Source organism: Algoriphagus sp. 4150, from assembly GCF_031457395.1.
Taxonomy (GTDB): Bacteria; Bacteroidota; Bacteroidia; order Cytophagales; family Cyclobacteriaceae; genus Algoriphagus.
On record NZ_JAVDWS010000031.1, the window covers coordinates 1 to 12,470 of the forward strand.

The following is a 12,470-nucleotide window of genomic DNA, read 5'->3' on the forward strand; positions in this document are numbered from 1 at the left end:
CTGCCCAACTCAGAGATCCTATGCCCCTTGTTTTTTTTTCTTTTTGTCGTTTCATAGTAGTTTACTTTGTGTAAACTCAATTCAGGACGAGTCAGAATCAAGAATCTATAGCCAAGATTTAAGATATAATAAATATGGAGAAATGACTTTCCAACCTTAAAACCTTGCCGCTTTCTAACTTCTGAACCCATAATTTTCCAATATTAAGATCTTCCAATCTCACCAAAATGCTAAAAAACTACCTGAAAATCGCCTGGAGAAATGCCTTGCATAAAAAACTGTTCTCAGGAATAAATATAGTAGGACTGGCACTCGGGATTTTGACTGTGCTGTTTATTTCCCTCTATGTGGCGGATGAGGTGGGGTATGATAGATTTCACAGCAAAGCAGAAAATACATATATGATTCGCCATAACTACTTTATGGCAGATCAGGATTACGATTGGCATGAAACTGCGGTGCCCTTAGCCGAAAAAATGCGTGATCAATTTCCCGAAGTGGAGCACCTGACAAGCACCACAGCCCCTTTTGATTACTCATTTCGGTATGAGGACAGCATAGTGGATGAGATTAGAACCCTTCACGCAGATGGGGAGTTTTTTAATGTGTTTGATTTTAACCTTCTGGCAGGAAATCCCCAAACAGCACTGTCTGAACCCAACTCAATTGTAATCTCCGAAAATGCCGTACAGCAATTATTTGCAGATCAAAAAAATGTATTCCACGAGCAAGCATTAGGTAAGACTCTTATTCTGGACGGAGAAGAATACACGGTTACCGGTGTATTGGAAGCCCCTGTGGAAAAATCCCATCTGCAGTTTGATGCTATCGTATCCATTCATGGACTGATTAATAACGGATATAGTAAAGAAACCTGGTTGCCTGCTGGGATAGTGAATTATGTCGTGCTAAAGGAAGGGACTAAAATCGAGACCCTTAATTCAAAATTTAAACAAATTGAAGAGGATTTTCTATGGCCTCAGCTAAATAAGCATTTGGGAGCATCCATAGCCAAACTGGAAAACAACAGGGCTCAATATGGCTACTATCTTGAACCTATTCTGGATATTCACCTCGTAAGGGAGGGGACACTGAAGTACATTCTGATATTTTCTACTACCGGCTTCTTAATCCTTTTCTTGGTCATCATCAATTTTATCAATCTATTTATCTCAAGTGCAACTGGCAGAATAAAAGAAGTAGGTATACGCAAAACATTGGGAGCGGGAAAGAATGAGCTTGCAAAGCAGTTCTTTGTAGAAGCTACATTGCTTTGCACTATCGCTTTTACATTGGCAATAAGTGCGGTACCGATGGTGATAGGTCCGTTCAATAATTTTGTAGGTACGGAGTTAAGTTTAGCTGAATTCAGTACCCCTTACTATGGATTTATACTCCTGGGATTGCTGACAGTTATTATATTGTTTTCGGCTGCTTACCCTGCATTTTACTTGGGTTCAGTCAAGACAATTAAGGCTGTAAAAGGCGTGGCAAATGGTAAACACAGCGAAAGTAAAAGCGGCATTCATAAGCCTTTTATTGTTTTTCAATATGCCGTCAGCATAAGTTTGCTGATATGTTTTATCACCCTTTTTGAGCAATTGGCTTACATGCAGGAGAAGAACCCCGGCTTTGCCAAAGAAAACGTAGTAGTCATGCCTGGGGCCTATTCTTTTGAGGGGAATCGTGACGTTTTCAAAGAAAAACTCACGGCACTTTCAGCAGTTCAATCTGCATCATTTTCTTATGCAGTACCCGGTAGTAGGTTTGATGCGTTAAGTCTGTTCAGAAAGGAGGGAGAGGATAAGGATTTTCAGTTTCACTGGATAAATACGGATTATGACTTCCTTCGTACCTATGATATAGAAATATTGGAGGGAAGAAATTTCTCTGAAGACTTTCCCACAGATACGGCTGCGGTATTATTGAATCAAGTGGCAGCAGCTCAGCTAGGGAAAGATGGACTTATTGATAGCTATCTCACAAACCATGTGGGAGAGAAAATCAAAGTGATAGGAGTGATCGGGAATTTTAATTTCGAACATTTCAAGAATGAAGTTAAGCCTCTGGCCATTGCCCTTTCCCGTAAAGATTCATACGAACTTTTTGTCTCTGTAAAATTGAATCCGGGCAATCCCCAAGCGGCGCTTACCAAAATAGAATCCTATTGGTCTGAACTGAATTCAGGAGCTTCCTTTAGGTATTCTTTCATGGATGAGCGTTTGAATAGCCTCTATCAAATTGAAGAGAGGGCAGGGAAGATTATAGGTTTGTTCACTGTTTTGGCTGTTATAATCTGCAGTTTGGGCTTGTTCGGATTGATCACTTTTTCTGCTGCCAAGCGTACCAAGGAAGTTGGGATCAGGAAAGTGCTGGGAGCATCGGAATGGGAAATCACCTATTTACTTTCCAAGGAGTTTCTGTTGCTGGTTTTAATAGCCTTTGGACTTACAGTTCCCATTACCTACATGGCATTGGAAGGCTGGCTTCAGCAGTTTGCCAACAGGATAGAAATAGGAATGGGTACATTTTTAATTTCCGGAGTAGTTATTTTGCTGCTGTCCGGTTTGATATTAAGCTTTCAGATTATTAAAACGACACTGATGAATCCGGTGGAGAGTTTGAAGAGTGAATAGTCATCAGTGGTCAGTTTGCAGTGATCAGCTTCCAGTGGAACGTCATTGCGGACGACGGAGGAGTGTGGCAATCTTTTTTGTTAGTATTCAATAAAGCCCAACAGTCCAGAAATATTGAATGACGAATAATGAAGATTAGACAACCGGGTAACCTTTAATCTTTTAACCCTTAAACTTTAATCGTCCATTTGGAAGTATCAAGAGTCTGGAATCGAGACGTTAGAACCGAGAATTTAGAGTCAGGAAACAATAGTCAAGAGCAGAGATCAGTTCGGAGCGTCATTGCGAACGACGAAGGAGTGTGGCAATCTGTTTTGTTAGTATTCAGTAAAGCTCAACAGTCCAGAAATATTGAATGCCGAATAATGAAGATTAGACAACCGGTTAACCTTTAATCTTTTAACCCTTAAACTTTTAATCTCTAGTCGCCGTTTGGCAGTATCAAGTATCAAGTATCAAGTATCAAGACATTAGTAGCAAGAAGCAAGAGCTGGAATCAAGATGTTAGAACGGAGAATTTAGAGTCAGGAAACAAGAGTCAAGAGCAGAGATCAGTTCGGAGCGTCATTGCGAACGACGGAGGAGTGCGGCAGTCTCATTGGTTTTGTGATCTAACTTATCTAAAAGTGAACTAATAATGAATTCCGAAATATCGAAAACCATGCACACCGAGACGTCTATGCGGAAAATAACAATTCTTAATTCAAACCGAAAATTTTCAGAATTATTTGTAAATCCGCCTCTTTTCAGCAGATGAAATCGACACGATTAAAATCATAATTAAAACACACAGGGCTCCGTCAGCTGGCGGATTAATCGTCAAAGATTCCACCTGCTTGCGGGCAGGCATGATCCGATAGCACACAGGGATGATTATGAGCCATGCGACCTGCCTGCCAAGGGATTCCATAACCTGCCCGATTATTCGGGTAGACAATACAAAAACAATTATAAACACATCAAAAGTTTGGTCATCATGATCTTTACCAAAATTCTTGTCAATCCAATTAGAGTCTAATTCTTCTGATGCGGGGTTGATACTTTGACATTACATTCGTATCATTAAATCAACTAGCTCAAACAAGTATGGAATTAGCAGAATATTTTAAGCAAACAGTGGGATTGCCTGAAGAGACGGTAAAGCAGTTGGATAGTTTATTTGATACGGTGGAGTTGCCCAAAGGCTACGAATTGCTGAGGGAAGGCAGTAAGTCAAAGAAGCTGTTTTACATGGAAAAGGGACTGATGAGACTCTTTTACCTGAAAGATGGCAAGGATATCACCCATCATTTTTTTCAGGAGCGCGCTATGTATATGCCTATAGAAAATGTGTTTCTAAATCAAGATTACCGTTATAATATAGTGTTACTAGAGAACAGTGTGATCAGATCTGTTGATTTTTCATTGGTTGAAGGTTTTATTGATTCGGATGTCAAATTACAGAGATTGACCCGCTATTTGATGGTGTCTGTAATCAAACAGCTTGCAGACCACCTCTTTTCCTTACAGTTTCAGACTGCAAAGGACAGGTATAGTTTTTTGGTCGAAACCCACCCCAACATTCTTCTTCGTGCCCCCTTGGGACATATTGCTTCCTATCTTGGTATTACACAGCAGACGTTAAGTGTGATCAGGGCGGAAAAGTCCATATAATGACAGGCGTGCCGGTGTGGATGCACTCACCGGAATCAAGTATGGATTCAACAGGGGAAATCATTCCTTAATGACAGTCGTAGGGTATTTAGTATCCGTAAAAAAGTAGGTGTAGAGACAATTGGATCCCAGACCCCCTCTACAATGACATAAATGTAGTTGAACGCCTACTCAGAAATAAAACAGGCCATTATCATTTTTTAAGATAGCTTAAAAATCGTCTCGTTTAGTATGGACAGTTTTGCATCATAAAATGGATGTGATGCAAAACCGTATTTCCTACAATTCCTGCCACAACGCATTCATTTCAGATAATGATGGAATGGATAGGCTATATCCCGAAATTTTGAACCTGTTGAAAAATGAGCAGGAACAGAATAATCACATCTCACTGCTTTATTTTTCAGGTAACGACCCTTTTATTTTCAAAGAGCAAATCAAGGTGCTCACAACCCGTTTCCCATCAAGTGTTATTGGTTATTTTAAAGATTCCCCTAAGCAACCCTATTTAGAAATTATCCTCAATACCAATACCAAAAAACACATAAAATTTTACATCTCCATAAAAGAAGAATGGCAGGAAGAAATTCTATCGCAGCTACTTTATCTGGGTGTAAATCAAACGGATATATCATTTATAGGTCAAAGTTTTTAATGAAAAATAAGATGAAAAACAAGAAACATGGTGCATTTTATACTGCTCTGCTATTTGTCGCCACATTTGGGCTAAATGCCTGCAAAAGCGATAACAACGAGGGTGTAGAACAAAAAACGAACGCCGTAATCACAGAAGAAGTCAGTGAAACGTCATTTTCACAGGATGTAGCGGTAAGCGGTAATATAGAAGGCAATAAAACCGCAAAGCTGGGCTTTATGGTTGCCGGGAAGATCAGCCAAATCAATGTGGCGGAAGGCCAGCCTATTGCCAAAAACCAGCTAATCGCTGCACTTGATCCAATCAATTACAGCATAGCCAAAGAAATTGCTGATGTGCAGGTCAGCCAGGCAACAGACGAATACAACCGTCTCAAAACAATGTATGAGCGCAAAAGCATCAGCGAAAGCGATTTCAATAAAATTGATTTCACCTTGCAGGGAGCAAAAGCGCAGCAAAAACTACACAGTCAAAATCTGTCCGATACTAAGTTGCACGCACCATTTAGCGGGGTATTGCTGAGGAAGCTTGCTGAAACAGGGGAAATAGTTGCTTCGGGCATGCCGGTTTTGGTAGTATCTGATATAAGTACCGTAAAAGTTAACGCCTACATTCCGGAAAATCAGCTCAATCAGATCAGTATTGGTCAATCCGCACAGGTAAGGATTAGCGCATTGAACGAGACGGTTACGGGAAAAGTCACAGAAGTGGGCAGTGTAGCCGATGCTACTACAAGGGCTTTTACCATAAAAATTGAAGTGGCAAATCCAACACTGTCCATCCGTCCCGGAATGATTGCGGAAGTTTCATTGCCTTCATCACAGCAAAAATCCCTGATAGCTGTTCCGGCCTCGGCAATCTTACGAACGCCTGAAGGGCGTCCCTATATTTTTGTTTCCGATAATGGACATGCATTTCAGCGGGACATAAGTGTCGGTGGATTTTTTGGCGATAGGGTAGAAATTATATCGGGCTTGTCTGTAGGCGAAACCATCGTGACAGGCGGGCAACAGAGGCTGACCAACGGTAGCAACATTACAATCACCAATAATTCAATCCGATGAACTTTGTAGAAAAAGCATTAAAATATAAGCAGGTAACACTTACCGTTCTGTTCCTGTTTCTTGTGGTCGGGGTTTATTCCCTGTTTAATATGTCCCGCAGAGAAGACCCTCAGATTACTGTTCCCCAAGGACTTGTTATCGCCTTCTACCCCGGAGCAAGCTCTGTACAGGTGGAAGAACAGGTAACAAAGAAATTGGAAGAATCCCTATTCCGGTTTGAAGAAGTGAAGAAAGCCAAAACGGTTTCTTCCTCAGAAGAAGGGAAAGTGGTCATCACCGTAGAGCTGAACGACAACGTGAAGCAGCCCGATGTGTTTTGGAGCAAATTGCGCCAGCAATTGATGCTTACCAAACAGACCGATTTGCCTGATGGGGTTATTGGCCCCATCGTAAACTCCGATTTTGGAGACACAGAGGCAATGATACTGGGTATTTCGGGAACGGACATCCCCTATGATCAACTGAAGCAGTATGCACAAAGGCTGGAAAACCTATTACGCACTATACCTACCGTATCAAAAATAAAACGAAGCGGCGATATTGACGAGCAGATATTGGTAACAGCCAATTCGGCACAACTGGCGCAATACGGCATCAAGCTGCAGGACGTAATGAAAATCCTGCAATCCCAGAATGACATTTATCCGACAGGAAACATAGAACTATCCACTTTTCAAGTGCCTTTATATACCAAAGGGTTTTATGCCACACAGGGAGAATTGGCCAATCAAATTATTGGTTCTTCAAGTACGGGCTCCATCATCCGGTTAAAAGATGTCGCCACTTTCAGCAGGACTTATGCCGATCCCACAAGCAAAATAAAAGTAAACGATGACTATGCTTTGATTGTAAGTATTCAAATGCTTCCGGGAAACAACATTGTGAAATTCGGGGATAGTGTGAATGAAAAATTGGCTCAGTTTAGAAAAACAATCCCTTCCAATATCAACATTACCACCATTGCGGACCAGCCAAAAGTGGTTGACCATAATATTTCCCATTTTATCAGTGAATTTTTTGTCGCAATCATAGCGGTTGTAATCGTCATTCTGCTGTTGCTTCCGTTCCGCATTGCCATGGTGGCGGCAACAGCAATTCCAATGACTATCGCATTGACCCTGGCCTTAATGAATGTCTTTGGCATAGAACTGCATCAGGTATCCTTGGCTGCCCTGATCGTCGTGTTGGGCATGGTGGTGGACGATGCCATTGTGGTGGCGGATAATTACCTGGAGCTATTGGACAAAGGCATGAGCCGTTGGGAGGCAGCCTGGAAAAGCGCAAGCGAATTGGTTATCCCCATCTTTGTGGCAACGATAACGATTGTCTTTGCCTTTATGCCCATGGTAATGCTCTCGGGCGTGGTAGGCGAATTTATCCGTACGTTACCTTTGACTGTTACCATTGCCCTGGTTTCTTCTTTTCTGGTGGCAATGGTGCTTACGCCACTGCTATGCTATACATTTATAAAAAAGGGACTGCACAGCCCGGACGAGGCAACCAAAAAGAAGGACAACTTTTTGGACAAAATGCAGTCGGGCTACGACAGACTGCTTGACTGGTGCATTGCCCGCCCAAAACTCACGATATCCCTGAGCATAGCACCTCTCGTACTTGCGCTTTTGCTTTATAAATTTGGTATCAAACAGCAATTTTTTCCCGCCGCAGAACGGAACCAGTTTGTGGTGGAGCTTTGGATGCCCACCGGAACGAATTTGGACGCCACTGAAAATGCCATCCAAAAACTGGAAGATCTGGTTAAATATGATGAACGGGTATTGGATTATGCCACATTCATTGGCACTTCCGCACCCCGTTTCTACTACAATTTTTCGCCTGAGGTACCCGTGACGAATTATGCCCAGATTATGCTGAATACCACTGATGTGGAAGCGGCTGAGTCCCTTGCTGGAGAACTGTCTCGGAAGGTGGAAGCAGCTGTTCCCGAGGGGTCGGCACAGGTACGCCTGATGCAGCAAGGCAAACCATTAAAAGCACCCGTTGAAGTGCAGATTTATGGGGAAAACATCGCTTTTCTGAAAGAAATTGGTCAACAGGTAGGAGCCATACTTAAGTCCAAAGAAGGTAGCGCCTATGTACGTGATGATTTTAAAGAAGATTATTACGGATTGGACATTCAGCTAAAACCCGAAGCCGAACGGCTGGGCTTTACCACAGAAGCCGTTGCCAAGAGTGTTTATGCGGGATTTTCAGGAGCGCCTGTTACCACTATCCGGGAAGGAAACAACGCAGTGAAAGTGGTATTTCGATTAGATGAAAATAGCCGCCAGTCAGCCAGCGACATTGGCAAAGTATACCTGAGCTCTCCTGTCACCGGGGCAAACGTTCCGTTGGAACAGATTGCCGAACTGAACCCCGTATGGAGAACCGGAAGAATAATGCACCGCAACGGCCTGAGGTCCCTTACCGTCCAAAGCGAAACCCAAGGGGGCGTATTGCCCTCACAGTTGCTCAAAGCCATACAGCCTGAAATTTCAGCACTCGATTTACCCATAGGTTACAGCATCAGTTACGGTGGCGAAGATGCCAATCAAAAGGAAACATTTTCCGAAATGATGCTGGTTCTTGGCATTAGTCTTTTGCTGATATTTTTCACACTGTTGTTTCAATTGAATAACCTGAAGGAAACAGGAATCGTCATGCTTACCATTCCGCTGAGTTTGTTTGGTGCATTGGTGGGCTTGTGGGTTACGGGCAACAACTTTGGTTTTACCGCCTTTGTAGGGTTGATAAGCCTTACGGGAGTTGTGGTACGTAACGCCATCATCCTGATCGACCATATCCATGAGTTGGTAAAGCATAACGGAATGGATCTGCGTACTGCTACCATTGAAAGTGGCAAACGCAGGCTGCGTCCCATATTTCTTACGGCAATGGCATCGGCCATTGGTGTAATGCCGATGATACTTTCAGGCTCACCGATGTGGAGCCCGCTGGCAAGTGTAATAGCGTTTGGTGTAGTATGGGGGATGCTGATTGCCTTGCTTTCCGTTCCGGTGTTCTACATGTCTTGGATAGTTCCGAATTCCGAAAAAACTAAAAATCAAATTGATGAACAAGCAATATAATATATTCAAAATAGCTGTGTTGCTGTTGGGCATCCATGTTTCCCACAACACTATGGCGCAGCAGTCAGAAACGCTAACGCTCAACAAAGCCATAGAAGTGACTTTGCAGAACAACAACCTGTTAAACATTAAAAAATTGCAGGCATCGGAGCAGGAAGCGAAAATAAAGGAGGCCAAAATTAGAAATTCGCCTGTGGTTATGCTCAATTCTGCCTATCAGTATAATGTAAATGTCGGGCAATTAACAATACCTGGCGGATCCTTTGGTGAGTTGCCTATGGGGGGGGCAGTTATCCCACTGCCTGCCACAGATGAGTCGTTTGAACTGGGCGAACACCATACATTTAATGCCGGGGTGTCCGTTTACCAGCCCATCACACAATTGGGGAAAATAAAAACAGGAGTTGATATTGCAAAAACCGATTTTTCCATTACTTCTCTCGAACAGTCAAAAGCAACCTTGCAGATTACTTATGCGGTAGAACAGTTGTACTATGGCATATTGGCAGTTCGCAAACGAATGGAGGAAGCTCAAAAAAACATAGAAATAGCCGAACTAAACCTGTACGATTTACAAAGTGCATTATTGGCAGGAAAAACCATTGACGTAAACGAAGTGGGCTTAAGGGCGCTCATTGCCGATGAAGAGCAGGAGTTGCTGATGCTGAAATTTCAGGAAGAGGATTACGTAGCCGAATTTAAACAAGTGACCGGGATTACATCCGAAGAAATAGTGCTTGCATATGAAGATTTGAACATCGACTTAGGCAAAAGCTTATATGAATATCAGGAAGATGCGAATCTAAACAATGTGGATTTGGAAATAACCAAACTGCAGAAACAAAAATCCGACTTGGGGATTAAGGCCGCACAACAAAGCAACCTGCCCGAGATCGGCCTCATTGGCGGATATACGTACCAGCAGGGGAATGTTATTTTTCCTACCAACAATCCTTTTATAGGCGCAAACTTTAGATGGAACATTCAGGACTTGTTTATCAACAAACAAACACTGAACCAAAGGAAGTATATCCAACAGCAGGCCGCAGAAAATGAAATCTATGTACAAAAGCAGTTGCTGGTATCCGTAGAAAAAGCATACCGAAAAATGAAGCAGGCCGAAGAACTGATTGGTGTTGCCCAAAAAGCGGTAAGCTATCGCAAAGCAGAACTGAAAATTGAACTAGACCGCAAGGAAACAGGCCTTGGCAAGCCGATCAATGTATTGGAAATAGAATCCGCTCTGGCAAAGTCTGAGGCAGATCTGTATGGAGCAGTAATGAGCTATAAAGTTGCAAAGGCTGAATTGGCACTGCTCACCAATTCAAAATAGATGTGAACAGCAATGAACAAACGAAAAATAAGTTTTCCTTTAGCCCTGCTATCATGTGTTCTATTTATCAATTCAGCCCGTTGTCAGCAAATACCGGAATTCTCATGGTCTGTCGGTACGCTTGTCCCATATCAGCACTATCTGCGTTTAGGTTACAATTTTCAACTTGACGAAAGCCTTTCTTCTTTGAGGATTTATTCCCAGTTAGGGGTTACTCCCTCTAATTACAACCAATTCATTATGGAAACATCCATTGAAGACAATGAAATAGGAAAGGAGTATCTCAAAGCAAACCTAAAAGGCGAATTAGGGTTTGGTTTGGGGACGCAATGGTTTTATAAAAACTGGAATTTAGATGTGGGCATCAATCTGGTCAGGTATCAAATAAAGGACAAATCATCCAAAGAGCTTGTAGAGGCAATTGCTTCGCAGAATATAGGATTGAGGGAGACTCTGGACGATCTTACGGGCAATAGTGCTGTGTTTTCAGATTTGTACAGCAATTATTTGATTTCTCCTCGCCCTAATGCTTTACAGCTACTTGTAAAAGGGGGGTATGAATTTCCTGTCAATAAACAAAAGAGTTTAAAACTAGGGGTAGACATAGGAGTTGCGACCACAATGCATTCCTTTGTCCATATCGATTCCCAAAGAACGAGTCGCCTGGCAGAGATACTTCTAGCCACTGTGACACCTACCCTTTCAGATAGGTTGGAAAATTTGGTTAATTGGAAAATGATCCCTTTTGCCGGTATAGGTCTGGTGTATCAGATACCGGCCAGAAATGTCCGATCATACTAACTTAAGGGGTGGTTTTTAATCTATCTTAAAAGTTTTACCAAAATCAAGCCCTAATTTTACCATTATAATTTATGATTTAATAAAGTGAATATAATTAAATGATTATCAGAAACTTAAAAAATAAAAAAAAAATGAATAAGATTATCACTGTACTTCTATTATTTATCTCTGCAATAGCCACTGCGCAATCCTCTGATGCGGATAAAATTATCGGCACTTATAATACAGAAGGAAACAAAGGGAAAGTTGACATTACTAAAAATGGAGACAAATATAACGGCACCTTGATCTGGACAAAAGAATCCGGAGCTTTAGACAAAAACAATCCGGATGAAAAAGAGCGAAAAAACAAGGTAGTAGGAAAAGTAATTCTAAAAGACTTTGTGTATACAGGAAGCGGCACATGGGAAAAAGGCACTGTTTATGATCCCGAGAGCGGCAAGACCTATAGCGGAAAACTTACTTTGACAAAGGACGGGGATCTCAACATGCGGGGTTTTGTGGGGTTTTCCGCATTTGGGCGGACAACGGTTTGGAAAAGGGAAAAATAATAGCTTAGTCTAAAAACTGGAGCCATCGATACCTGCAAGCCACATCTTTGGTCAACAAAACCAATACATGGTTGCTTATAATATAAGATTTGCCAAAGAGTAGGGGGGATTTGGAAGAGCTTTTGACAGTAGGAGAGTATTAGTAGTTCCGCTACTTACATGGCACTGGAAGGCTGACTTCATCAGTTTGCCAACTGGATAGAAATAGGAATGGGTACATTTTTAATTTCCGGAGTAGTTATTTTGCTGCTGTCCGGTTTGATATTAAGCTTTCAGATTATTAAAACGGCACTGATGAATTCGGTGGAGAGTTTGAAGAGTGAGTAGTCTTCAGTGGTCAGTTTGCAGTGATCAGCTTCCAGTAGAGCGTCATTGCGGACGACGGAGGAGTGTGGCAATCTGTTTTGTTAGTATTCAGTTAAGCTCAAAAGTCCAGAAATATTGAATGCCGAATGATGAATGCCGAATAATGAAGATTAGACAACCGGTTAACCTTTAATCTTTTAACCCTTAAACTTTTAATCATTGTGTGAAAGTATCAAGTATCAAGATTCTAGAACATAGAGTCAAGATCTAAATAGAGAATGCTGAATGATGAATGCCGAATAATGAAGATTAGACAATCGGTTAATCTTTAATCTCTTAACCATTAAACTTTTAACCTTTAACCTTTAACCAATTAACCAAT

The 12,470-nt window shown here is 41.8% G+C and carries 9 protein-coding genes; 8 read left to right on the forward strand and 1 reads right to left on the reverse strand.

The window, feature by feature from the left end; all coding sequences use genetic code 11:
• Nucleotides 1–191, reverse strand: a 191-nt coding sequence (locus tag J2X69_RS23065; RefSeq protein ID WP_310108689.1) for a hypothetical protein, incomplete at its 3' end; no start/stop codon positions are given.
• A gap of 36 nt (nucleotides 192–227) precedes the next feature.
• Here J2X69_RS23065 and J2X69_RS23070 point away from each other — a divergent pair.
• The 8 genes from J2X69_RS23070 (at nucleotide 228) to J2X69_RS23105 (ending at nucleotide 11,782) form a co-directional block, all read left to right on the forward strand.
• Nucleotides 228–2,636, forward strand: a complete 2,409-nt coding sequence (locus J2X69_RS23070) for an ABC transporter permease (RefSeq protein WP_310108692.1) — start codon at nucleotides 228–230, stop codon at nucleotides 2,634–2,636.
• A 1,086-nt stretch (nucleotides 2,637–3,722) separates the two neighbouring features.
• Nucleotides 3,723–4,289 (forward strand): Crp/Fnr family transcriptional regulator, encoded by a 567-nt coding sequence (locus tag J2X69_RS23075; protein ID WP_310108695.1) that lies wholly within the window; start codon nucleotides 3,723–3,725, stop codon nucleotides 4,287–4,289.
• 262 nt (nucleotides 4,290–4,551) lie between these two features.
• Nucleotides 4,552–4,944 carry a hypothetical protein gene (locus J2X69_RS23080; RefSeq protein WP_310108698.1) on the forward strand — a complete coding sequence of 131 codons (393 nt, stop codon included), beginning with the start codon at nucleotides 4,552–4,554 and terminating at the stop codon, nucleotides 4,942–4,944.
• An 11-nt stretch (nucleotides 4,945–4,955) separates the two neighbouring features.
• Nucleotides 4,956–6,008: an efflux RND transporter periplasmic adaptor subunit gene (locus tag J2X69_RS23085; RefSeq protein WP_310108701.1), complete on the forward strand. Its 1,053-nt coding sequence runs from the start codon at nucleotides 4,956–4,958 to the stop codon at nucleotides 6,006–6,008.
• A complete protein-coding gene (locus tag J2X69_RS23090; protein WP_310108703.1) occupies nucleotides 6,005–9,097 on the forward strand; it encodes an efflux RND transporter permease subunit in 3,093 nt (1,030 codons plus the stop codon). Before J2X69_RS23085 ends, J2X69_RS23090 begins: the two co-directional genes overlap by 4 nt.
• Complete coding sequence (locus J2X69_RS23095) at nucleotides 9,081–10,430, forward strand: TolC family protein (protein ID WP_310108707.1); 1,350 nt, start codon at nucleotides 9,081–9,083, stop codon at nucleotides 10,428–10,430. Before J2X69_RS23090 ends, J2X69_RS23095 begins: the two co-directional genes overlap by 17 nt.
• A gap of 240 nt (nucleotides 10,431–10,670) precedes the next feature.
• Nucleotides 10,671–11,231, forward strand: a complete 561-nt coding sequence (locus J2X69_RS23100) for a hypothetical protein (RefSeq protein WP_310108710.1) — start codon at nucleotides 10,671–10,673, stop codon at nucleotides 11,229–11,231.
• Between the two features lie 131 nt (nucleotides 11,232–11,362).
• Nucleotides 11,363–11,782 carry a DUF2147 domain-containing protein gene (locus tag J2X69_RS23105; RefSeq protein ID WP_310108712.1) on the forward strand — a complete coding sequence of 140 codons (420 nt, stop codon included), beginning with the start codon at nucleotides 11,363–11,365 and terminating at the stop codon, nucleotides 11,780–11,782.
• Nucleotides 11,783–12,470 lie beyond the last annotated feature (688 nt).

What these genes read in the sequence shown, in the direction of transcription:
- J2X69_RS23070 (WP_310108692.1), top strand. Translation starts at nt 228, where the DNA reads ATGCTAAAAAACTACCTGAAAATCGCCTGGAGAAATGCCTTGCATAAA.
- J2X69_RS23075 (WP_310108695.1), top strand. Translation starts at nt 3,723, where the DNA reads ATGGAATTAGCAGAATATTTTAAGCAAACAGTGGGATTGCCTGAAGAG.
- J2X69_RS23080 (WP_310108698.1), top strand. Translation starts at nt 4,552, where the DNA reads ATGCAAAACCGTATTTCCTACAATTCCTGCCACAACGCATTCATTTCA.
- J2X69_RS23085 (WP_310108701.1), top strand. Translation starts at nt 4,956, where the DNA reads ATGAAAAACAAGAAACATGGTGCATTTTATACTGCTCTGCTATTTGTC.
- J2X69_RS23090 (WP_310108703.1), top strand. Translation starts at nt 6,005, where the DNA reads ATGAACTTTGTAGAAAAAGCATTAAAATATAAGCAGGTAACACTTACC.
- J2X69_RS23095 (WP_310108707.1), top strand. Translation starts at nt 9,081, where the DNA reads ATGAACAAGCAATATAATATATTCAAAATAGCTGTGTTGCTGTTGGGC.
- J2X69_RS23100 (WP_310108710.1), top strand. Translation starts at nt 10,671, where the DNA reads ATGGAAACATCCATTGAAGACAATGAAATAGGAAAGGAGTATCTCAAA.
- J2X69_RS23105 (WP_310108712.1), top strand. Translation starts at nt 11,363, where the DNA reads ATGAATAAGATTATCACTGTACTTCTATTATTTATCTCTGCAATAGCC.